We start from the raw sequence: 23,513 nt of genomic DNA on the forward strand, positions 1-23,513 counted from the left end.
GAGGATCGAGAGATGACCACCACCAGCACCGATGCCATCAACCTCCTGATCGACGGCAAGGCGATCGCAGCGACGGGCGGGGGCGTCTTCGAGCGTCGCAATCCACTCGACGGCTCCGTCGCGAGCCGCGCCGCTGCTGCGACGCCGGACGACGCACGCGCCGCGATGGATGCCGCCGCTCGTGCCTTCCCAGGCTGGTCGCAGACGCCCCCCGCGAAGCGCCGCGAATTGCTGGTCAAGGGTGCGCATGCGCTCGAGGCCCGCGCTGCCGACTTCACCGCCGCGATGTCGGCCGAGACCGGCGCCTCCGCCATCTGGGCCGGCTTCAACGTCCATCTCGCTGCCGACATGCTGATCGAGGCCGCTTCGCTGACGACGCAGATCAGCGGCGAGGTCATTCCGTCCAACGTGCCTGGCAGCCTCGCCATGGCGATACGCCAACCGGCCGGCGTCGTGCTCGGCATGGCGCCGTGGAATGCGCCGGTCATCCTTGCTACGCGCGCCATCGCGATGCCGCTCGCCTGCGGCAACACCGTCGTGCTGAAGGGCTCGGAGCTCTGCCCGCGCACGCATGGGCTGATCATTACGGCACTGCAGGAGGCGGGACTGCCTGATGGCGTCGTCAACTTCGTCACCAATGCGCCCGAGGACGCGGCCGAGGTCGTTGCGGCGATGGTGGCGCATCCGGCTGTGCGGCGGGTCAACTTCACCGGCTCGACCCATGTCGGCCGCATCATCGCGAAGCTCTGCGCCGAGCATCTGAAGCCGGTCGTGCTGGAGCTGGGCGGCAAGGCGCCGGCGCTTGTCCTCGATGATGCCGATCTCAATGCGGCGGTCGCCGGCATCGCCTTCGGCGCCTTCGCCAATTCGGGCCAGATCTGCATGTCGACCGAACGCATCGTGGTCGACAGCAAGGTCGCCGACGATTTCGTCGCGAAACTTGCCACCAAGGCAACGAGCCTGCCGCTGGGCGATCCGCGCAAGGGGCCGGTCGTGCTCGGTTCGGTCGTCGACATGAAGGCAGTCGAGCGCTGTAACGGCCTGATCGAAGATGCGCTGGCGAAGGGCGCGACGCTCGTTTGCGGCGGCAAGGCGGAGACGACGCTGTTCCCGGCGACACTGCTCGACCATGTCACCCCGGCGATGCGGATCTATGGCGAGGAGAGCTTCGGCCCAGTCAAGGCGATCGTCCGCGTCGACGGCGAGGAGGCGGCGATCGCTTGCGCCAACGACAATCCCTATGGGCTGTCGGCCGCCGTCTTCACCGGCGATACGGCGCGCGGCTGGCGCGTCGCCTCGCGGATCGAATCCGGCATCTGCCATGTCAACGGCCCGACCGTGCATGACGAGGCGCAGATGCCGTTCGGCGGCGTCAAGAACAGCGGCTATGGCCGCTTCGGCGGGCGTGCCGGCATCGAGGCCTTCACCGAGCTGCGCTGGCTGACGCTGCAGACCACGCCGCGGCACTACCCGTTCTAGACGCGCCGAAGAGCGCGATCCAAGCCGAGGGAGGACAAGATGATATCTGGGCAAGGCTCGATGACCACGCCATGCGGCTCGATCCCAGCGAATGCGCCGCCGACGCGCCGGCAGACACTGGCACTGGCCGGTGCGGCGCTCCTATTTCCGGCATCCGCCGGCGGCCCAGCCCGCGCTGCGAGCTGGCGTCCGACCAAGAGCGTGCGGCTCGTGGTGCCCTTCGCCGCAGGCGGGGCCAACGACATCATCGCCCGCGTGCTCGGCGAGCAGTTGAGCGCGATGTGGCAGCAGCAGGTCTATATCGACAACAAGCCGGGGGCGAGCTCCAATATCGGCTCGGCCGATGTGGCGCGCTCCGAGCCCGACGGGCATCATCTCCTGATCACATCGAGTGCGATCGCGGTGAACCGCTTTCTCTTCGAGAAACTGCCCTTCGATCCGCTCGCAGACTTCGCGCCGCTGTCGCTGGCGGTCGTCATCCCCAATGTGATGGTGGTGCCTCCAAGCTCCAGCGCGCGCACCGTCGGCGACTTCATCGCCTTGGCGAAGGCGAAGCCCGGCACGCTGAATTTCGGCTCGGCGGGTGTCGGTTCCTCGCTGCATCTGATCGGCGAGCTGTTCAAGCGCGCGGCCGGCATCGAGATGACCCACGTGCCCTATCGCGGCGCGGCGCCAGCCATGCAAGACCTGATGGGTGGGCGCATCGACGTCATGTTCGATACGGTGACGGTCTCGATCAGCCAGATTCGCGGCGGCACGATCCGCGCCATCGGCGTCTCGACGCAGGAGCGTGTCCCGACGCTGCCAGAGGTGCCGCCGATCGGCGACACGCTGACGGGTTTCGATGTCGGCTCCTGGTTCGCGCTGTTCATGCCGGGCAAGGCGCCGCCCGAGATCGTGGCGCAGGTCTCCGCCGATGTTCAGGCCGCATTGCGGCAGGAGAAAGTGAAGACCCGGATCGAAGAGCTCGGCGGCCGTGTCGTCGCATCGACGCCGGAGGTGCTGGGCCGATATATGCGGGAGGAAATGGATCGCTGGGGCAAGTTGATCCGCGAGGCCGGAATCAAGGCCCAGGATGGCTGATCGCCCAGCTGCCGCCGGTGCAGCGCAGGGCCAAGGGCTGGACAATCGTCGGCATGAAGTCAGACTGGCGGGCGATCTTCGTCACGGGACGCCAGGCATGCTGAAAGACGGATTGGTCGAACGCTTCAGGGTCACCGATGGCGGTGATTTCCGGCTGAAGCGTTTTGATCCTGCCGACACCGGCGGCCTGGATCTCGACAAGGACGAGGCGCGCGAGCTGCTGCAGAGCGGCGTCAAGCGCCTGCGCAACCTTCAGGAGCGTCTCTTTGCGGAGAAGCGCTGGTCGGTTCTCATCGTCCTGCAGGCGATCGATACCGCCGGCAAGGACGGGACGATCGAGCACGTCATGTCGGGCGTCAATCCGCAGGGCTGCGAGGTCACCTCGTTCAAGGCTCCGAGCTCGCTCGAGCTTCGCCACGACTTTCTTTGGCGCACGACCTGCGCGCTGCCCGAGCGCGGCGAAATCGGTATCTTCAACCGCTCCTATTACGAGGAGGTGCTGGTCGTCCGCGTCCACGAGGAGCTGCTGGCGAAACAGGGGCTGGCGCCCGAGCTGATCGGCAAGGACATCTGGCGCGAGCGCTTCGAGAGTATCCGCGATTTCGAGAAGCACTTGGCGCGCAACGGCACGGTGATCCTGAAGTTCTTCCTCAACCTGTCGAAGGATGAGCAGCGGCGGCGGTTCCTGGCGCGGATCGACGAGCCGGACAAGAACTGGAAGTTCGAGCCCGGCGATCTTGCCGAACGCAAACACTGGGATGCGTATCAGCGCTTCTACGAGGACGCGATCGCCAACACCGCGACCGAGCACGCTCCCTGGCACGTCGTGCCGGCCGACAACAAATGGTTCACCCGGCTGCTGGTGGCGGCGACGATCGTCGAGCGCCTCGAGCAGCTCGACCCGCAATTCCCGGCGGTCGATGCGGAAGTGCGCAAGGCGATGGTCATGGCCCGAAAGGAACTGCTGGCCGAAGACGACAAGCGCAAAGGGTGAGCCGCTGGCCTTTTCCGAGGCGAACCGACCTGCTAGCCTTGCCGGAATGGGCTTTCTGGACATGAGCGGGCTGTGACAGCAAAGCCCCCTGGCGGTTCTGTCGCCGCGCTTGGCGCCATCGTCGCGGGTGCCTTGATCCTGCAGGTTGCCGGCACGATCGTGAACACGGTGGTGCCGTTGCAGATGGCGATCGCTGGCCAGCCGCCGCTGCTGATCGGCCTCGTCGCCTCGGCCTATTCGCTCGGTTTCCTGATCGGCTGCTTCGTCAATCCCTCGCTCGTTCGCCGGGTCGGCCACATCCGCGGCTTTGCGGTGTTTGCGGCGCTCCAGGCGGTCTCGACGCTGAGCTTTCCCTTGCTGCCGGAAGCGTGGTGGGGGCTGGCGCGGCTGGTCATGGGCCTGGCGGCAGCCGGCCACGGCATCTGCATCGAGAGCTGGATCAGCGGACAGGCCAATCGGGCCCAGCGCGGCCGCATCTTCGGCATCTACCAGATCCTCAACCGCGTCGCGCTGATCGGCTCGCAGATCGGCGTGGGCTATGTCGCCATCCAGTCGCAGGACGTCTTCCTCTTCGCCAGCATGGCCTTCTCCCTTGCGCTGATCCCGGTTGCGCTGACGCGCGCGCGGGGGCCGGAGTCGAGCGAGATCGTTTCGGTCGGATTGCGGACGCTATGGTCGCAAGCGCCGGCCGCGGTGGTCGGCTGCCTCTATGTCGGGCTGGTGGGCGGCCCGCTGACGAGCGTGACTCCCGCTTACGGCATCCTGTCCGGGCTCGATCAGCGCGCCACCATCCTGCTCACGGCGGGCATCCAGATCGGCGCGCTCCTGTTGCAATGGCCGATGAGCCTGCTGGCCGACCGGATCGCGAGCCGCCTGATCATGCTCATCGCCACCAGCATCGTCGCGGTCACCGCAGCTGGGCTCGCGGTGCTCCTGCAGGTCGACCCGGCCCATGGCCGGTTCTGGCTCTTCGGCCTGTTCGCGCTGATCGGCGGCTGCGGCATCCCGCTCTATACGGTTGCGGTCACGCACGCCTATTTCCGGATGGGGCGCGACCATGCGGTCGGGCTCTCGGCGCAGCTTCTGTTCCTCTGGGGCACAGGCTCGGCGATCGGACCGCTCGCCGCGACCCTGCTGATGCAGTTCATGGGCCCGCAGGGGATGCTGATCTATCTCACCGGACTGTCGGTGGCCGTCGCGATCTATATCGCGCTGCGGATCTCGCGAAACCCGTCGCCACCGATGGTCGATGGCGAGCGGGGCACGACCGGGCCGACGATCCCGGACATCGAGATGACCAAGCGCTAGAGCATTTTCGAGCGAAGTGGATACCGGTTGGCGTGAAGAAAATACGATAAAACAAGGAGATAGAACATGTCCGCGATAGCGCGGACATGTTCTAGCAGGCGCTACGCCATCGCCAGTTCCGGCTGTTTCTTGGGGAAGGGCCGGAAGGTCAGCAGGATCAGCATCGCCCCCAGGCCCATGACCCAGGAGCCGACATACATCGGCGCGTAGGTGCCGAAGCGGTCGTAGATCAGGCCGCCGAGCAGCGGGCCGGTCGACATGCCGAGGCTCCCGGCCATCGCTGTGCCGCCGATGATCGTTCCCATCATCTTCAGGGGGAAGTTCTCGCGGATGATCACGGCGTAGAGCGGCATCGTGCCGGCGTAGATGAAGCCGACCAGCACCGCCACGGCATAGAAGCCGCCGAGCTCACCGACGAAGGCATAGGCGAGCACGCCGAAGGCCTGCGTCAGCAGCCCGAGCACAAGGACGCGCTGCGCGCCGAACCGGTCGCCGGCCAAACCGAAGCCTAGGCGGCCGAACATGCCGGCCAACCCCTCGACGCTGTAGATCGACACGGCCGCGAGCATCGGGATGCCGCAGGTCACGGCGTAGCTCACCGTATGGAAGATCGGGCCGGAATGGGTGGCGCAGCAGAAGAAGTTCGCCAGCATCAACGTGATGAATTGCGGCGAGCGCACCGCCTGGCCGACGCTCATGCCCGATTGCGGCTCATCGGCAATCGCCTCGCCCTGCGCCGCAGCCTCCAGGGCCGGCGGCCGGCGCACGAGAAGCGCCGCGGGGATCATCAGCACGGCCGCGATGCCGGCGATGATCTGCATGGCGGTGCGCCAGTCATGGCTGGTGACCAGCCAGGCCGCGAGCGGCGCCATCGTCATCGGCGCCATGCCCATGCCGGCAGAGACGAGCGAGACGGCAAGGCCGCGCTGGGTGTCGAACCAGCCGGTGACGCAGGCCATCATCGGCGCGAAGACGGCGGCCGTCGCCGCGCCGACCAGGAGGCCGAAGAGGAGCTGGAACTCGATCAGCGAGTCGGCGCGGCTGGCGAGCGCCAGGCTCGCAGCCAGCACGACCGATCCGGTGAGCACCACCGGGCGCGGCCCGTAGCGGTCGGAGAGGCCGCCCCAGACCATGCTGGCGGCGGCCATGGCGAGGAAGCCGAATGTCATCGCGGCGGAGATGCCTGTGACCGACCAGCCGGTGTCCTGCGACATCGGCCGCAGGAAGACGGGCAGCGAGAACATGGCGCCGATCGCAACGCAGCCCAAAAGGCCGCCTGCCGCGACGATCACCCAGCGATAGGATTGGTTCATGGAATTCTCCGGGGCGCTCCGTGCACCGCCCGAGCTGTCTTGAGACATCGCGCGCGGTCGATACCCCAAGGACGCAGCGGCATCGGAGATGCCGACATGCCGCTGCGGATTTTTTCGCGTGGCGTGGGATCAGCCCTGCGGCGGCTTCCAGTCGCCCGACGGGATGGTGTTGACCATCCACGGGATGCCGAACTTGTCGACCAGCGAGCCGAAGCCGGGCGACCAGAAGGTCTCGCTGAACGGCATCACGGGCTTGCCGCCTTCGGCGAGTTGCTCGAACCAGCGCTGGCCTTCAGCCTTGTCGTTGGTGTGCAGGGTGACGTCAAAGCCGTTCTTGGGCTTGTCGACATTCGGTGCCCAGGCGGTGTCCATGTCGGCACCCATTATTGCCTGATCGCTGACCTCGAGCCAGCAATGCATCAGCCAGCTTTTGTACGTGTCGTCGGCCGGCATCCCCATGCCGGGCGGCGCATCGCCATAGGGCATGGCGGCGGTGATCTTGCCGCCGAGGACCTTGGCGTAGAACTCGAACGCCTCGCGGCACTGGCCGCGGAAGCTCAAACTGGTCACGATCTTCATGGTCGTCTCCTTTTCCCTCGAGAGGTTCCGATAGGCGCCAGGCAGGATAACGGCGCGGCTCCCAGAAGCAGTCAGCATCGGCTCGGTGAACGTTGATATCAACATTTAAAGGCAGCGAGTGACAATCTCCGGCAGCATGCTGGTGTGCGGCGAGCGCCTGCCTCTTAAATGTCTATCACTGCATCATGGCTGGGCATTGGCCATCGACATTTCGGTTGCGAGTGCGCGGGCGTCCGGCCAAATACGCCGATCCGGCGAGGGCGAACGCTGTGCGTGAGAATGGGAGCCAGCAGCAACAGGACCGTGGTGGTGCGTGGGACGACGTCCTGGCCGGCCAGGGACCGGATGCGGTCTACGAAGCTCATTCGTTTGCCGATTGCGGCGACGCTGCGGGATCGGATTGGCCTTATCGCATGGCGAGATGGCTGCTGCGCGAACCTGTCGATCTCGCGATCACCGCAGCTTTGGCCGAGATTGGCGAGCTGGCCGGAGCGGACCGGGCCTGGATGTTCGAATACGACGCCGAGCTGCTACGCTTCCAGAACACCCATGAGTGGAGCCGGCAAGGCGTCCGTTCCTTCGTCGAGGACCTGCAGAACACGCCGGTTACGATGATCGCCTGGCTCCACCAGTTCCTGGCGAAGGCCAAGGCGGTGATGATCAACCGCGTCGCCGAGCTGCCGCGCCCGGCGCGCCCGCTCCAGGTCGAGATGCTCAGGCAGAGCGACAAGAGCGTGCTCAGCGTGCCGGTCATTCATGATGGACGCCTGCGCGCCTGCATCGGTTTCGATGCGACCATTGCGACCCGGCGCTGGTCGCCTGGGGATATCGGGGCACTGTTCCGATGCGCCGAGCTGGTCGCGCTGGCGCGCTATGGCTCCCTCCGTGGCGGGCAGGCTCTCGCCAATTCTTCCCGAGGGTTCGCGCCGCTGATCTATCTGCGCCGACAGGGGACGATCATTGGCGTCGAGCCGCAAGCCATCCTCGGGGTCCGATCGGCGCGCGACTATGCGAAAATCTGGCTGCAGGACGGATCGACGGTGCTGGACCTGCGCCCGCTCACGATCTGGGCCGGGCTCTTGCCGGCAGCGTCGTTCCTGCGCATCCACCGCACGGCGATCGTCAACCTGCAGCATGTGAGCGGCCTCGACCGGCGCGCCGGGGAGCGCTGGACGATCGGGCTCGGCCGCTTCGCTGAAGCCTGGCCGGTGTCGCGTCCTTACCGGCAGGAGCTGCGGCAACGCCTCGGCGTTTGACTGCCGGCGCCTGATTCGGCGTTGCCTGGGACAACCCGCCAATTAACTGATTTCTCATGATGAATCCGGCCTGAAGTGCCGTTCGTCGAACCGGCATGTCCATTGGTCGAATTCCGCTTGCCGCTTCGCCTGTGCGCGAGACCATGCGGAAACCGATCGAGAAACCCGCTTAGCCTATGCCGTTTCATCGCTACCGCAGCTTCACTGCCTCGCATCCGAGACGCGTCCCGGCGAAGGCGGCACGGCTCGTCCTTGGCTGCGTGCTCGTCGCGCTGTCGTCCATCGGCTGGCAGCGACAGGCCGCTGCGGAGGATCTCGCTCTGCGCGAGGCAGCCTCGATGTCCGGCGCCGCGATGTTCCTGAATGCTCGCGCTCCCGGCCTGATCCTCGCGGTCGTCCGCGGTGAGGACAGTTTCATCGCGGGCTATGGCGAGACCGCGCCGGGCAGTGGCAAGGAACCGGATAGCCGCTCGATCGTCCGTGTCGGCTCGGTCTCGAAGGTCTTCGCCACCGATGTGCTTGCCGCCATGGCTGCGAGAGGGGAGCTTTCGCTCGACGCGCCGCTCGCTCGCTATGCTCCGCCCGGCAAGGCACCCCAGCCCTTCGACGACCGGCCGATCACTTTGCTCGATCTGGCGACCCATTCGGCCGGATTGCCGCGCGAGATGCCCGATCCGGCGACGCCGGCGAGCGAGCCGAACCTGTTCACCCCCTACAAGGCCTCCTATTACTGGGACTGGATCGCCAGCCATCGCCCCGCCTACCGGCCGGGAACCACGGCGATCTACTCGAATTTCGGCTTCGGCCTGCTCGGCGAGGCGCTCGGCAAAGCTGGCAACAAGCCTTTTGCCGAGCTGGTGCGGGAGCGGATCACCGCGCCGTTCGGCATGGCGGACACGGCCCTACACCTTTCCGATGCGCAGAAGCCCCGGCTGATGACTGGGCTCGATCCGTTCGGCAAGCCCGATCCAAATTGGGAAGCCGGCGAGGTGATGCAGGCCAGTGCCGGCATCTACACCACCGCCGATGACATGGTGAGATGGATGCGCTGGCATCTCGCCGACGATGCCGCGGGCCGGCCAGCGCGCTCGCTCGCGCACTCGCTTTGGCGGCCGCATGACGGTCTCTCCCGTCTGGTTGGTGTGGAGGCCACGGATTCAGAAGGGATGGGGTTGGGCTGGGTCGTCAGCCGGCCGAAGGACAAGGTGCCGCTCCTGCTCGGCAAGAGCGGCGGCATCGGCGGCTTCATGAGCTATGTCGTGCTCTCGCCCAATCGCAGGCTCGGCATCTTCGTCGTCGCGAGCAAGGTCGACTTCGCCATGTTCGAGGGGCTCCGGACGGCCGTCCGCGACCTCGCGGCCGAGCTCGCGCCGGCTAGCCCGTAGGAAGGTTGGGGTTCGAAAGATTTCGTGAGCAGGGCTCGGGGCCATTGAGACACTGGACGGACGTCAAGCTGGCAACCACGGCGCGCGCGCCGGCTGCCGGTCTGCGCCTCGTTCACGCGTCGAACAGCTTCGCCTCATCGACAGCGATGCTGCGCGCACTGCTCGCCATGGCTGGCCGGGTTGCGCTATGCGCGCCGCTCGTGCTGGCGCTGCCTGCTTGGGGACAAGTGAGCGGCAAGGGAGGGGCGGGCGGTGCGCATGGCGTCAGTCGTCCCACCGCTGGACAAGCAGGGAGTTCCAGCAACGAATACTCCGGCGGCGGCGGTGGCGGAGGTGGCGGGGCCAATGCCCAACCGGGCGGCGGATCCCAAGGCGGCAAGGGTGGCAGCGGTGTGCGCGGCCATGGCGGCGGCGCAGGTGGAGACATCACTGGCACCTCGTCTGTTCTCCAGTCGATCCCGCCCGGTTATCTCGGGCATATCGGGCAGTCCGGTTCGACAGGTGGCTCGCCGTCGCACGGCGCAGCGGGTGCGCCGGGACATGATGGCGGCAGCGGTGGTGGCGGTGGCGGCGGAGCCGTCGGCCTCGATTTCTACGGGAAATCGCTGACCGCGGGCCAGACGATCAGCCTGATGGGTGGCCATGGCGGTGATGGCGGGAACGGAGGGACGGGAGGCAACTCCTATAGGGATCCTTTCATCGGGCATGGGGGCGCTGGTGGCGGTGGTGGCGGTGGTGGCGGCGGTGGAGCAGCGGGGCTGACACTTCCCGGCCAGCAGCTCACCTACAGTCCATTTTCAGGCGGGTTTCATTGGGTAGCGCCGCCGAACCTCATCGTGACGACCAACAATGCGACTTTGCAGGGCGGCCATGGCGGTCGCGGTGGAAACGGCGGCGATGGCGGTCATGGCTCTGGTGGCTATGAGACACAAGTCTGCCTCCCAGCAGGCAGGGGCTGCGTACCGATCCGCATGTATCCCGGCGATGGCGGCCCTGGCGGCTCCGGCGGCGACGGTGGCTCCGGCGGCGCTGGACTCCTGTCATTGTACGGCCGGCAGATCAGTCTTTTCGCGACCACCGCCCAGGGCGGGAATGGAGGCGATGGCGGCGATAACGGAGGCGGCGGTGACGGCGGTTCGGGCCACGGCTACGGCGGCATGCCGGACGGCAACCGCGGCAATTTCGGGACCGGCGGAAACGGCGGTCGTGGCGGCTCTGGCATCGAGGTCGATGGACGCATCGGTGGCAGCACGATCATCACGCTGGCATCCAATAGCCGCGCGCTGGGCGGCAATGGTGGCCGCGAAGGTTACGGCGGTGCGGCCGGAATGGGTGGCGACGGCATCCATGTGACGGGTTCCGCCACGATCACGGTGGGCGGAATCGTGACCGGTGGTGGCGGCGGCAACGCCCGCTATGCGGCGTCCGGAGTCGTCGGAGGCGCCGGCATCTTTGTCGATGGCCAGGCCAGCATCACGATCCAGAACGGCGCGCAGGTCGCCGGCGGGCTCGGCGGCCTCGGCCAGCAATCATCGAGCGGCCGCGGCGGCGCCGGCGGGTCGGGCATCAGCGTGACCGGTGGCGGCACATCCCTTACGATCGCGGGCGCGGTTCGCGGTGGTGGCAGCCAGGGTTTCGTTCCGGGCTCGCAGGGAGCGGCCATCGCCCTCAACGGCAGCGGCAACGCGGTGGAACTGCAGGCGGGATACAATCTCGTCGGCAAGGTCCTCGGCGGCAGCAATGCGACGCTTATCCTCGGTGGTGCGGCGAATGCGAGCTTCGATCTGCGCGGACTGGGCTCGCAGTATCAGGGCTTCCTGGATTTCAACAAGATCGGCGCGAGCACCTGGACGCTCTCGGGCGCTGCGACTGCGCGCGTCGGCAGCATGGCGGTTGAGGCTGGAACACTCGTCTTTGCGCCGAGCGCGCAACTGACAGCCGCGAATGCTCAGATCGCAAACGGCATAGGCTCGGTCGCGGCTGTCGTTGTCACGGGGGCTGGGGCGACATGGGCCGCTGACGGCCAGATTGTCGTCGGCAATCAAGGGCAGGGCAGTCTCACGGCCTCCAGTGGCGGAACCGTTCGTGCAGCCTCGATCCGCGCTGGCGCGACGAGCGGCGGGGCCGGCGCTATCAACGTCACCGGCAGCGGCTCGCATGTCGGAGCCGGCAGCCTCGTGCTCGGCGATGGCGGCACGGGCTCGGCGCGGGTGTCCGGTCCCGGATCGAGCCTGACTGCGACGATGTTCACGGTCGGAAATACTGGCAGCGGCACGCTGACCGTCACCGATGGCGGCCGGGCCGGTGCCGGACGTGGCAAACGGATCGATGTCGCCAGGAATGCCGGCAGCACGGGCACGATCATCATTGGCAGTGCTGCGGGGCAGGCCGCGGCCGCCTCCGGCGCGCTCGAGGGAGACATCCGCTTCGGCGCTGGTATCGGCAAGCTGGTCTTCAACCATACCGCCAGCGACTACACCTTCTCGAGCGCGATCTCCGGCGCCGGGGCGATCAGCGTCCTGTCTGGCACGACCAATCTCACCGCCGACAGCTCGGGCTTCTCGGGTACGACGACAGTCGCGAACAGCACGCTGCGCATGGCGGGCACAGCGCGCCTCGACGGCACCGTTACCATCAGCGCCGCCGGCATTGTCGCTGGCGAAGGCACGATCGGCGCGACCACGATCAACAGTGGTGGCACGCTCGCGTCCTCGGGCCGGACCTCGCTGACCGTCAATGGCAACTTGACCGCCAATGCTGGTGGCACGATCAAGCCATCGGACGCCGCAGCGCTCATCGTCAACGGCACGCTGAGGCTCAATGCCGGCAGTGCCTACGACTATCAGCTGCGCAGTAGCAATCCCGTCACCGTAGATTCCACGACGACGCTGGTGAACGGCAATCTCGCGCTCGATGGCTGGACGCTGAACCTCTCCGGCGGCTCCCAGCCGCAGATCGGCTATCACCGGGTCATCACCTACACCGGCGGCCTGACAAACACCGGCGGCGCCATTGGCAACAGGCCGCCGCTTGGCGTGATCACCTACGACTATGGGATCGACACCTCCCGCGCCGGAGCCGTCGACCTGCTCGTCACTCCCAACGGCCTCAATATTCTGCAGCTCTGGGGGACGAGCCCCGCCGGCGGCGCGAGCGGCACCTGGAACGGGACCAACCAGAATTGGTGGAACCTCGGCGGCGTCTCGGCGACGCAATGGGGCAGCGGCTACGGCGTCTTTCGCGGGCCCGGCGGCACGGTCACCTTGGATGGCCAGCAGAACGCCGTCGGGCTGCAGTTCGCCGGCGGCAGCTACACGCTGGTCGGCGGTGCCAGCGGCAGCCTCAACCTGCACGGCTACAACAATGGCGGCTTCGTCATCACCACGCCGGAGATCCGCGTGCTCGACGGCGAGACCGCGACGATCGCGGTCACCGTCACCGGCACGGAAGGACTCGAAAAGACAGGAGATGGCACGCTGATCCTGTCGGGCAGCAACAGCTATAGCGGCGGCACGATCATCTCGGGCGGTACTTTGCAGATCGCGGCTGAAGGCAATCTCGGCGCGATCGGCGGCGGGCTGACCTTCGACAATGGCGCTCTGCACACCACGGCCGACATGGTCTCCGCCCGCGCTGTCACCTTGCGCGGCACCGGCGCGGTCGAGACCGCGCCTGGTACCACGCTGACCCTGACCGGCGCAGTGAGTGGCGCCGGTGGACTGATCAAATGGGGTGATGGCACGCTCGCACTCTTCGGAACGGGCAGCTGGGCAGGCGGAACGCTGATCACCGCCGGCGCGATCCGTGCCGACAGCGCCGGCGCGCTGCCGAACGGCACCGACTATGTCCTGACCGGCGGCAAACTCGACCTCAACGGTTTCGCCCTGTCGATGAGCCTACTGGCTGGCTCCGGCGGCGAGGTCGCGCTCGGCACGGACGGGGACCTGATAGTCAATCAGGCGCAGGACAGCGTCTTCGCCGGGCGGATCACCGGCACTGGCGGCATCCTCACCAAGGCCGGGAGCGGCACCTTGCTGCTGACCGGCACCAATACCCATAGTGGCGGAACCAGCATCATCGGCGGCACGCTCGGCATCGTGGCAGACGCCAATCTTGGTGCGGCGAACGCTTCGTTGCTGATCTCCGGCGCGAAACTCGCGACATTGGCCGACACCACGAGCAGCCGGCCGGTCTTCCTGCAGGGAACCGGCACGATCGAGACCTGGGCCGGAACCACCTTCACGACCAGCGGAACGATCCTTGGCGATCAGTTGATCAAGGAGGGCTGGGGCACGCTCGTCCTGACCGGCAGCGCGGCCCATATGGGCGGCACGACGGTCGCGGCCGGCATGCTGCAGATCGGCGATGGCGGTACGACCGGCGACCTCGCGGGGAATATCGTCAACAATGCCGTCCTCAGCTTCAATCGCTCGAACGACTACAGCTTCGGGGGCTCAGTCTCCGGCAGCGGCGTCGTCGTCCAGTCCGGCACCGGCACGACGATCCTGACCGGCGCCAACTCCTATTCCGGCGGCACGCTGATCCGCGCCGGCGCGCTCCAGGTGTCCGCCGACGGCAATCTCGGCGCCAGCGGGACCGCGGTCACCTTCCTCGGCGGCGCGCTGCGTTTTGGTGCTTCGTTCAATACGGACCGCACCGTGCTGCTGATCGGCACTGGCACGCTCGACACCAACGGCCATGATGCGACGCTGAGTGGCGGTGTCTACGGCTATGGCGACCTGATCAAGACCGGCGCCGGCACGCTGACGCTGACCGGCACGAACTACTACCGCAACACGATCGTCAGGGCGGGCACGCTCGTCGGCGATGCGGCTTCCATCTCCGGCAACCTCGCCAATGACGGCGCGGTCATCTTCAACCAGCAGGGCGATGCCAGCCTGGCGAGCGTGTTCTCCGGAACGGGCAGCTTCACCAAGGCTGGTAGGGGCGGGCTCGAATTGACCGGCAACAGCTCCGGCTTTGCCGGCTCGACGACGGTTTCCGCCGGTATGCTCGTCGTCAACGGCGCGCTTGGCGGCGAGCTCGACGTGCAGGCCGGCGCCCGGCTGCAGGGCGGCGGCACCGTCGGACCGACGACGCTCCGCTCCGGCGCGACGATTGCGCCCGGCAATTCGATCGGCACGCTGACCGTTGCCGGCGACATCAGCTTCGCGCACGGCGCGGCCTATGAGGTCGAGGTCAGCCCGGACGGGACGTCGAGCGACCTGATCCGCGCCAGTGGCAAGGCGCGCCTCTCCGGTGGCTCGGTCGTCCATCTCGGCGATGACGGCGCTTATTGGGCAAATCAGCGCTACACCATCCTGACGGCTGCACAGGGCGTCGAGGGCCGCTTCGACGACGCCACCTCGCGCTATCTCTTCCTCGATCCGGCGCTAGACTACGACGCGACCAGCGTCACATTGACCCTGCTGCGCAATGATCTGCCCTTCACCGCGATCGCGCAGACGCGCAATCAGGCGCAGACGGCGCTTGGCCTCGAGAGTCTCGGCGATGCCAGTCCGCTCTGGCTCAGCTTCACGCAATTGCGCAACGAGGACGAGGCCAGGCGCGCTTATGACAGCCTCTCCGGCGAGATCCACGCCTCGGCCAAGACGGCCGTGATCGAGGGCAGCCAGATCGCCCGCAGCGCCGTCTCCGACCGGGTCCGTGCCGCCTTCGACGGGATCGGCGCGCCGCGCATCGCGACGCTGGCTTATGCCTCCAGCAATGGCGCGGTGTCGACGGGGTCGGCGGAGAGCTCTGCGCTGTGGGCGCGCGGCTTCGGCTCCTGGGGACAGGCGCGCGGCGATGGCAATGCCGCATCGCTCACCCGCTCGAATAACGGGCTCGTCGCCGGCTTCGACATCGCGGCGGCGCAGGATGCACGGATCGGCATCACCGCCGGCTATTCGCGCTCGACCTTCGAGGTGGCCAAACGCCTCTCCCGCGGCGAGGCGGATAATTACCATATCGGCCTCTATGGCGGTGCACGCTTCGATCGCTTCCGCCTGAGCAGCGGCCTAACCTATGCTTGGCACGAGATCTCGACGCGGCGCACGGTGTCGTTCCCGGGCTTCGGCGAGACGCTGAAGTCGGATTATGACGCCCGCAGCCTCCAGGCCTTTGCCGAGATCGCCTATCGGCTCGATCTCGGCCCGGCTGCGTTGGAGCCTTTCGCCAATCTCGCCTATGTCAATCTGCGCAGCAGCGCCTTTACTGAGACCGGGGGTGTTGCTGCCCTCTCCGCCAAGGCGCAGACCACCGCCGTGGCCTTCGCGACGCTGGGCCTGTGCGCGCAGATAAGCTTCGATCTCGGCAGCACGCCCGCCCAGCTCAATGGCGCACTTGGCTGGCGCCGCGCCGCAGGCGATGTCACCCCAGTGTCATTGCAGAGCTTTGCCGGCGGCGCGCCATTCTCGATCGCGGGCGTTCCGATCGCCCGTGATGCGCTGGTCGTCGGCGCAGGTTTGGCGCTGAACCTCACGCCGGGCGCCGAAGTGGCGGTCTCCTATGACGGTCAGCTCGCGCAGCGCGCTACCGACCACGCCTTCAATGCCAGGCTCGCGGTCAGGTTCTGATCGGGCAGGCACGGACAAGAGGCGACCGCTTACTGACAATCGCACAGGAGCAATGTGAGCGCATACCAGCCCGCTCTTGTCTCAGCACGAGTTTTAGCATCATGCTCGGCTCGTAGCCGGCAGGCCGGATTCTTGCGCCGGCTTATGATACATCGCTGGGGATGGCCGGGTCGCGAATGGTTTCGGTAGAGCTCAAGGCCGTTTCGAAGAGCTGGGGCGGCGCAGCCGCCGTCGACAACATCAGCTTTACCGTCGAGGGCGGCAAGCTCGTTGCGCTGCTCGGCCCCTCCGGCTGCGGCAAGTCGACCACGCTCAGGCTGATCGCCGGGCTGGAAGACAGCAGCACCGGTTCGATCGCGATCGGCGGGCGCGACGTTACCCGCGCGGCTCCGTCGCAACGCGGCATCGCCATGGTGTTCCAGAACTATGCGCTGTTCCCGCATCTCTCGGTCGCCGAGAATATCCTGTTCGGCCTGAAGGTGCGGAAGGTCTCGCGCGCCGACCGCGACGAGCGGCTCAAGCGCGCCGCCTCGATCCTCGGGCTCACCGGCCTGCTCGAGCGCAAGCCCTCGCAGCTCTCCGGCGGCCAGCAGCAGCGTGTCGCGCTCGGCCGCGCGATCGTCGCCGAGGCGCCGGTCTGCCTGATGGACGAGCCGCTCTCCAATCTCGACGCCCAGCTGCGCGTCGAGATGCGACGTGAGATCCGCGAACTGCAGCAGCGCCTCGGTATCACCATGGTCTATGTCACGCATGACCAGGTCGAGGCGATGACGATGGCCGACCAGGTCGTGCTGATGCGCGCCGGCAGGATCGAGCAGGATGCGCCGCCCGACCAGCTCTACGAGAACCCGGCGACGATCTTCGTCGCGCGCTTCGTCGGCACGCCGCCGATGAACGTCATTCCGCTCGCCTCCGTCCTGGCGGCGGGCGGCGAAGGTCTCGCGCCGCCATCCCATGCCGAGCCGGGCTCGCTCGCCGTCGGCATCCGCCCTGAAATGACCGAACTCACCGATGCCGGCATCGCCGCCGATGTCGTAGCCGTCGAGTATCTCGGCGCCGACACGCTGGTCGAGACGCGTATCGACGGCCAGCCCTTCATCGTGCGCCGGCCCGGCAAGGTCCGCGCCGCGGCGGGCGACCGGGTCCATATCAGGCTGTCGCAGGCGGCGTTGCACTGGTTCGACCTGAAGACCGAGCAAAGGCTCGTCCTCGACTGACGACGCCTGAATAACCAGGCGTTCAAACGCCGTAGCAGGGGAGAAATGAGATATGGACAGGCGTGAATTCATTGGTGGCAGTGCGGCCCTCGCTGGCTCGCTTGCCGTGGCAGGGCCCGCTTTCGCCCAATCCGCCGAGATTTCCTTCTTCTTTCCGGTCGCCGTGGGCGGGCCGATCACCAAGCTGATCGATGCCTATGCCGCCGGCTTCGAGAAGGAAAACCCGACCATCAAGGTCAAGCCGATCTATGCCGGCACCTATCAGGAGACGATCGTCAAGGCGTTGACTGCGCACAAGAGCGGCACGCCGCCGGTGCTCTCGGTGCTGCTCTCGACCGACATGTTCACGCTGATCGACGAGGAAGCGATCGTTCCCTTCGATCCCTTCATCAAGACCGAGGACGACAAGAAGTGGCTGTCGAGTTTCTTCCCCGGCTTCATGGCCAACAGCCAGACCGGCGGCAAAACCTGGGGCATCCCGTTCCAGCGCTCCACGGTGGTGCTCTACTGGAACAAGGAGTTGTTCAAGGAAGCCGGGCTCGATCCCGAGAAGCCGCCGACGACCTGGGCCGAGCAGCTTGAATTCGCGCAGAAGCTGACCAAGCGTGACGCCGCCGGCAACACCAGCCAATGGGGCATCCAGATCCCGTCTTCGGGCTTCCCGTACTGGCTCTTCCAGGGGCTGACGACGCAGGCCGGCGCTATCCTCGCCAATGCGGCCGGTGACAAGACCGACTATGCCAATCCCGGGGTCGTCGAGGCGCTGCAGTACTGGGTCGACCTTTCGCAGAAGCACAAGGTCCATCCGCCGGGCATCGTCGAATGGGGCACCACGCCGCGCGACTTCTTCGAGAAGAAGGTCGCGATGATGTGGACCACCACCGGCAACCTGACCAATGTCCGCACCAACGCAAAATTCCCCTTTGGCGTCGCCGTGCTGCCTGCCAGCAAGAAGCCAGGCAGCCCGACTGGCGGCGGCAATTTCTACCTTTCCAAGAAGGCGAGCCCGGCCGAGCAGGAAGCGGCGTTCAAGTTCGTGCGCTGGATCACCACGCCGGAGCGGGCGGCGCAGTGGAGCGCCGATACCGGCTATGTCGCAGTGACGCCGGCGGCCTACGAGACCGAGGCGATGAAGAAATACGTCGCCGACTTCCCGCAGGCCCTCGTCGCGCGCGATCAGCTGCCGACCGCCGTCGCCGAGCTCTCGACCCATGAGAACCAGCGCGTCACCAAGGCGCTGAACGACGGCCTGCAGGCGGCGCTGACCGGCACGAAGCAGCCGCAGAAGGCGATGGAGGACGCGCAGGTCGAGGCCGAGCGCATCCTGAAGTCCTATCGCTGAGCCGATGAACAACCGCGCGACCGCGACGATCCATGGCTGGCTGCTCCTGCTGCCGGCCATGGCGTGCCTAGCCCTGTTCACGCACTGGCCCGCGGTCGCGAGCTTCATCGACAGCTTCATGTCGACCCCGCGGGCGCGCCGTCCGGCGCGCTTCGTCGGGCTCGACAATTACGAGCAGATGCTGGCCGACCCGATCTTCTGGAAGGCGATGGCGAACAATCTCTGGTTCGCCATGGGCACGATCCCGACCTCAATCGCGCTGGCCTTGCTGATGGCGGTCTGGGTCAACGACAGGATCGCCGGCCGGACTCTGGTCCGGATGGCCTATTTCACCCCTACCATTCTGCCGATGATCGCGGTCGCCAATATCTGGCTGTTCTTCTTCACTCCGCAATACGGCCTGCTCGAGCAGATCGTTGGCGCCTTCGGCGGGCGCTCGACCAACTGGCTGGGTTCGCAGGATACGGCGCTCTATGCCGTCACCATCGTCGCGATCTGGAAGGAAGCCGGCTTCTTCATGATCTTCTATCTCGCGGCGCTGCAGGCGATCCCGCCTAGCCTGGGCGAGGCGGCGGCGATCGAGGGCGCCTCGCGCTGGACGTTCTTCCGGCGCGTGCAGTTCCCGCTGCTGATGCCGACGACGCTGTTCGTACTGATCAATGCGGTGATCAACGCCTTCCGCATGGTCGACCATATCTTCGTGATGACGCGCGGCGGCCCGGACAATGCGACGACGCTGCTCTTGTTCTACATCTACCAGGTCGGCTTCGGATTTTGGGACACTGCCTATGCGGCGGCCTTGACCTGCGTCCTGCTGGCGCTGCTCGCGCTCGTCGCGTTCGTCCAGTATGGCTGGCTCGAACGCAGGACGCATTATCAATGAGCGCTGCGCCTCGACCGCAGCCGATGGCCGCGACCCGTCCTGATCCTTACGCGCCGAAGGGCCTGGCGCTGACGCTCGAATCCCTGGGGGCGATCCTGCTCGCTTTGATCTGGGTGCTGCCCTTAGCCTATGCGATCTGGGCGGCGATCCATCCGGCCGAGTACACCACCCGTTTCGAACTGACCGCCCCGCTCACACTGGACAACTTCACCCGCGCCTGGGCGGCCGCACCCTTCGCGCGCTATTTCCTCAACACCTTCATCCTCGTCACTATGATCCTCGCCTTCCAGCTCATGCTGGGGACGCTCGCGGCCTATGCGCTGGCGCGGCAGGATTTCTGGGGCCGCGACATCGCCTTCGCGCTGATCCTGGCGCAGTTGATGATCATGCCCGACGCGCTGATCGTCGAGAACTACCGCACCCTCGCCAGGGTCAACCTGATCGACACGATCCCGGCGATCGCCTTGCCCTATATCGCCTCGGCCTTCGGCATCTTCCTGCTGCGGCAGACCTTCAAGACCGTGCCGAAGGAGCTCGACGACGCGGCTCGTGTCGAGGGCGCCAGTCCGCTGCAGGTGCTGATGCAGGTCTATGTGCCGCTCGCCAAGCCGACCTATATCGCCTACGGGCTGGTCTCGGTGAGTTATCACTGGAACAACTTCCTCTGGCCGCTGCTGGTCACCAATTCGGTGGAGTCGCGGCCGTTGACGGTCGGCCTGCAGGTGTTCTCGTCGAGCGACCAGGGCATCGACTGGGCGGTGATCTGCGCCGCGACGCTGATGACCTCGGCGCCGCTGCTGGTCGGCTTCCTGCTGTTCCAGCGTCAGTTCGTGCAGAGTTTCATGCGCGCAGGAATCAAGTGAGATGAAGCTGATCACCTGGAACATCCAGTGGGCTCGCGGCATGGACGACCGCGTCGATCCGGCGCGCGTCGTCGCCCACGCCCGGCAGATGGCGGATTTCGACGTGCTCTGCCTGCAGGAGGTCGCCGACAACTTCCCCGAGCTCGACTTCAACGACGATGCCGACCAGTTCGCCCGCTTCGCCGAGCTGCTGCCGGGCTTCACCGCGATCGAGGGCATCGGCGTCGATGTCGCCGACGGCAAGGGCGGCCGCCAGCGCTTCGGCAACCTGCTGCTGACGCGCTATCCGGTTGCGCAGGCGCTGCGCCATCTCCTGCCCTGGGAGGCCGCGGAGACCCGCAACATGCCGCGCATGCTGATCGAAGCGATGGCGCTGACGCCGCTCGGCCCGGTCAGGCTGATGACGACGCATCTCGAATACTCGTCATCGACGCTGCGCGCTGCGCAGGTCGAGGGCATCCGCGAAGCGCACCGCATGGCGCTGGCCCGCCATGCCACGCCACGCTCGGCCGGGCCGCATACCTACCGGATGACGCCGAGCTCGCCGAGCGCGGTGCTGACCGGCGACTTCAACATGCGGCCGGACGATCCGGTGCTGGCGCGGCTGCTGGCGCCCTTCGGTGGCGGCGAGCCGCCACTGGTCGATCTCTGGGCCGCGGTGAAGGGCGAGGTTCCGCACCCGCCGACCGCCAATCTGTTCGACCAGACCTATGGGCAGCCTGGCTGCCTCGACTATGTACTGGCGACGCCCGATCTCGCCGCCCGGGCCCGCAGCATCGCCTGCGACGTCGAGACCAAGGTTTCCGACCACCAGCCGATTCTTGTCGAGTTCGATCTCGGCTGATCGAAGCCCACTACCTTGCCGACTGGACCACGATGATCTTCACCCGCCAGGACCATGAGAGGCTCGCCGGCATCCTCGCAGAGGCGGGCCGGCGCGAGGTCATGCCGCGCTTCCGCAATCTGGGCGAAGGCGAGATCCGCGAGAAGCGCTCGGCGACCGATCTGGTCACCGAGGCCGACGAAGCGGCGGAGCGCTTCATCGGCGCCGAGCTCGCTCGCGCCTTTCCGGGCGCGGTGCTGATCGGCGAGGAGGCGGCCGCTGCCGACCCGGCCCTGATCGAGCGGCTTGGCGACGCCGAGCTCGCCTTCGTCATCGACCCGATCGACGGCACCCTGAACTATGCCTCCGACCTGCCGCTCTTTGCGGTGATGGCGGCGGCGGTCGTCAAGGGCGAGGTCGTCGCCGCGGTGATCCATGATCCCGTCGTCGCCGACAGCGCCATGGCGCTGCGCGGCGAAGGCGCCTGGCTCGCCGGTGACGGTATCAGCCGCGACCTGCGGGTGGCGCCGGCGGCGGCTCCGCGCGAGATGACCGGCATGATGAGCTGGCAGTATTTCCCGGAGCCGCTGCGCAGCACGCTGCCCGGACGCACGCCAGCCTTCGCCAACGTCTGCTCGCTGCGCTGCTGCGGCCATGAATACCGGCTCGCCGCCGCCGGCAACGGCCATTTCCTGCTTTATGGCCGGCTCAACCCCTGGGATCATGCGCCGGGCTCGCTGATCCATGCCGAAGCCGGCGGCCATGTCCGCATGCTGGACGGCCAGTCCTATCGGCCGGCGCAGCCGACGCTCGGCCTGCTCTGCGCGCCCGATGCGCAGAGCTGGCTGGAAATCCGCACAATCCTCTTGGGTGAGACCGCCTAGATCTCCTGCGCGTCCAGCCTGCGGTAGAGCGGCAAGGCCAGCGGCGCGATCCGGCGGATCAGGCCCTGGAAGGGCTGCGGCTTCGGCGTCGAGAGTGGCAGGCCTAAAGTCTCGAGAGCCACGCCCTGCGTCGCCTTGGCCAGCTCGCGGCCGAGCGAGATCGACAGCGCGACGGCCCGGCCATTGCAGCCGACCCAGCCAAAACCGTTCGGTCCGAGCTGGTGGATGCGCGGATAGCCCGGCACCTGCGGCTGCAGCAGATTGTCGGGGGTCATCCCGACATAACCGGACCAGACATAGTCGAACTCGACATCGCCGAGCTGCGGCCAGAGCCGCTTCAGCCGCGCCGCGACCGTCGGGCGCAGATTGGCACCGCCGGCGCCGGGCAAGATCGCGGCGCCGCCGGTGACCAGGCGATTGCGCGCGTCCCAGCGGGCGAAATAGAGCTCGCGATGGGTATCCGACATCGCCTGCCGACCGGGGATCACGGTCTTGGCGATGTTGTCGCTGACCGGCTTGGTCGCCATCTGCCAGGACAGGACCGGGATGACCTCATTGGCGATCTCCGGGGCCAGATTGGGCTCGAACTCGCCGGTATAGGCATTGGTCGCCAGCACGAGCGCGCGGGCGGTCACCGAGCCCTTCGCCGTCGTCACCAGCCAGCGGCCGTTCTGATGCACCATGCTCACCGCCGGCGAGCGCGCATGGATGGTCGCGCCGAGCTTGAGCGCGACCTCGGCGAGGCCGCGGGTCAAGGCGAGCGGGTTGATGTGTCCGCCGGTGCGGTTCCAGAAGCCGCCGAACCAGGCGTCCGAGCCCAGCATTTCCGCTGCACCGGCACGATCGAGCAGTTCGACCGGCGCCCCGATCGCCGACCATTCCCGGACGCGCTTCTCGGCGAGCTTGAAGCGTCCCGGCGAATGCACCGGCTGGACCCAGCCGGCCTGCTCGGCTTCGGCCGGGATTTCGTATTTCTGCACGAGGTCGAAGAGATATTGCGCGGCGTCGCGCAGCACGGCGTTGAAGCGCTCGCCGGCCTCGCCATGCCGGGCGGTCATCGCCGAGGGATCATGGCCGGCGAGCGTCGGGATGACCTGGCCGTTATTGCGCCCCGAAGCGCCCCAGCCCGGCTCGGCCGCTTCCAGGATGGTGACGTCGACCCCGCTCTCGCGCAGATGGATCGCGGTCGACAGCCCGGTGAAGCCGGCGCCGATCACCACGACGTCACTCTCGACCGCGCCTTCCAGCGTCCCGAGCACAGGGCCGGGCTGAGCCGTCGCAGCCCAAAGCGAGGGTGGCCAGGCGACGGGGGAGGGGGCAGTCATCGGCGGCGTCTTTCGGCTGGATGCGGGTGAGGCAGGACCCGCGTGACGGGCGCTGCCTTATCCTTGCCGCCATGTCCGCCGTGCTGCAAGCAGGCCGTTCCCGGCTGTTCATCCATCGGAGAATAGTTTTCTATATTTTTTGGTTGAAACGAATGGATTCTACCAAATTTCGGCTTCTTCTCTCGTCTCCTTGAAAATTCT

The 23,513-nt window shown here is 66.9% G+C and carries 16 protein-coding genes; 13 read left to right on the forward strand and 3 right to left on the reverse strand.

The genetic code is table 11. The features are described from left to right. The first annotated feature begins 12 nt into the window (after nt 1-12). The 4 genes from BLM15_RS25795 to BLM15_RS25810 all read left to right on the forward strand — a co-directional run bounded on the left by BLM15_RS25795 (nt 13) and on the right by BLM15_RS25810 (nt 4,864). Nucleotides 13-1,479 carry an aldehyde dehydrogenase gene (locus tag BLM15_RS25795; protein ID WP_126115430.1) on the forward strand — a complete coding sequence of 489 codons (1,467 nt, stop codon included), beginning with the start codon at nt 13-15 and terminating at the stop codon, nt 1,477-1,479. 60 nt (nt 1,480-1,539) lie between these two features. Then, nucleotides 1,540-2,562 carry a Bug family tripartite tricarboxylate transporter substrate binding protein gene (locus BLM15_RS25800; RefSeq protein WP_164547641.1) on the forward strand — a complete coding sequence of 341 codons (1,023 nt, stop codon included), beginning with the start codon at nt 1,540-1,542 and terminating at the stop codon, nt 2,560-2,562. Nucleotides 2,563-2,659: 97 nt separating this feature from the next. Continuing rightward, nucleotides 2,660-3,556 carry a polyphosphate kinase 2 family protein gene (locus BLM15_RS25805; protein ID WP_126115432.1) on the forward strand — a complete coding sequence of 299 codons (897 nt, stop codon included), beginning with the start codon at nt 2,660-2,662 and terminating at the stop codon, nt 3,554-3,556. A 72-nt stretch (nt 3,557-3,628) separates the two neighbouring features. Continuing rightward, nucleotides 3,629-4,864: an MFS transporter gene (locus BLM15_RS25810; protein WP_126115433.1), complete on the forward strand. Its 1,236-nt coding sequence runs from the start codon at nt 3,629-3,631 to the stop codon at nt 4,862-4,864. A 101-nt stretch (nt 4,865-4,965) separates the two neighbouring features. On the opposite strand, the gene BLM15_RS25815 is transcribed toward BLM15_RS25810, so the two are convergent. Beyond that, nucleotides 4,966-6,177 (reverse strand): MFS transporter, encoded by a 1,212-nt coding sequence (locus BLM15_RS25815; protein ID WP_126115434.1) that lies wholly within the window; start codon nt 6,175-6,177, stop codon nt 4,966-4,968. A gap of 129 nt (nt 6,178-6,306) precedes the next feature. After that, the gene (locus tag BLM15_RS25820) at nt 6,307-6,756 is read right to left on the reverse strand and encodes a VOC family protein (protein ID WP_126115435.1); all 450 of its coding nucleotides are present in this window, start codon (nt 6,754-6,756) and stop codon (nt 6,307-6,309) included. A gap of 269 nt (nt 6,757-7,025) precedes the next feature. Here BLM15_RS25820 and BLM15_RS25825 point away from each other — a divergent pair, with 269 nt between their 5' ends. The 9 genes from BLM15_RS25825 to BLM15_RS25880 all read left to right on the forward strand — a co-directional run bounded on the left by BLM15_RS25825 (nt 7,026) and on the right by BLM15_RS25880 (nt 21,987). After that, nucleotides 7,026-8,012: a LytTR family transcriptional regulator DNA-binding domain-containing protein gene (locus BLM15_RS25825; protein WP_236846430.1), complete on the forward strand. Its 987-nt coding sequence runs from the start codon at nt 7,026-7,028 to the stop codon at nt 8,010-8,012. A 176-nt stretch (nt 8,013-8,188) separates the two neighbouring features. Further along, the gene (gene ampH / locus BLM15_RS25830; RefSeq protein WP_126115436.1) at nt 8,189-9,397 is read left to right on the forward strand and encodes a D-alanyl-D-alanine-carboxypeptidase/endopeptidase AmpH; all 1,209 of its coding nucleotides are present in this window, start codon (nt 8,189-8,191) and stop codon (nt 9,395-9,397) included. 44 nt (nt 9,398-9,441) lie between these two features. Further along, nucleotides 9,442-15,975 carry an autotransporter domain-containing protein gene (locus BLM15_RS25850; protein WP_164547642.1) on the forward strand — a complete coding sequence of 2,178 codons (6,534 nt, stop codon included), beginning with the start codon at nt 9,442-9,444 and terminating at the stop codon, nt 15,973-15,975. Nucleotides 15,976-16,151: 176 nt separating this feature from the next. Next, on the forward strand, nt 16,152-17,192 hold the full coding sequence (locus BLM15_RS25855; protein ID WP_126116362.1) for an ABC transporter ATP-binding protein: 1,041 nt from the start codon (nt 16,152-16,154) through the stop codon (nt 17,190-17,192). Nucleotides 17,193-17,244: 52 nt separating this feature from the next. Beyond that, nucleotides 17,245-18,534: an ABC transporter substrate-binding protein gene (locus BLM15_RS25860; RefSeq protein WP_126115439.1), complete on the forward strand. Its 1,290-nt coding sequence runs from the start codon at nt 17,245-17,247 to the stop codon at nt 18,532-18,534. Nucleotides 18,535-18,538: 4 nt separating this feature from the next. Further along, nucleotides 18,539-19,417 (forward strand): carbohydrate ABC transporter permease, encoded by an 879-nt coding sequence (locus BLM15_RS25865; protein WP_126115440.1) that lies wholly within the window; start codon nt 18,539-18,541, stop codon nt 19,415-19,417. Between the two features lie 23 nt (nt 19,418-19,440). Continuing rightward, nucleotides 19,441-20,280 carry a carbohydrate ABC transporter permease gene (locus BLM15_RS25870; RefSeq protein WP_206438706.1) on the forward strand — a complete coding sequence of 280 codons (840 nt, stop codon included), beginning with the start codon at nt 19,441-19,443 and terminating at the stop codon, nt 20,278-20,280. A gap of 1 nt (nt 20,281) precedes the next feature. Beyond that, a complete protein-coding gene (locus BLM15_RS25875; RefSeq protein WP_126115441.1) occupies nt 20,282-21,124 on the forward strand; it encodes an endonuclease/exonuclease/phosphatase family protein in 843 nt (280 codons plus the stop codon). Nucleotides 21,125-21,156: 32 nt separating this feature from the next. Continuing rightward, a complete protein-coding gene (locus BLM15_RS25880) occupies nt 21,157-21,987 on the forward strand; it encodes an inositol monophosphatase family protein (protein ID WP_206438572.1) in 831 nt (276 codons plus the stop codon). Here the strand turns inward: BLM15_RS25880 and BLM15_RS25885 are convergent. Then, complete coding sequence (locus tag BLM15_RS25885) at nt 21,984-23,312, reverse strand: NAD(P)/FAD-dependent oxidoreductase (RefSeq protein ID WP_126115442.1); 1,329 nt, start codon at nt 23,310-23,312, stop codon at nt 21,984-21,986. The genes BLM15_RS25880 and BLM15_RS25885 overlap by 4 nt on opposite strands. Nucleotides 23,313-23,513: the final 201 nt, after the last annotated feature.

Origin of the sequence: Bosea sp. Tri-49, assembly GCF_003952665.1 — a bacterium.
Classification (GTDB): domain Bacteria; phylum Pseudomonadota; class Alphaproteobacteria; order Rhizobiales; family Beijerinckiaceae; genus Allobosea.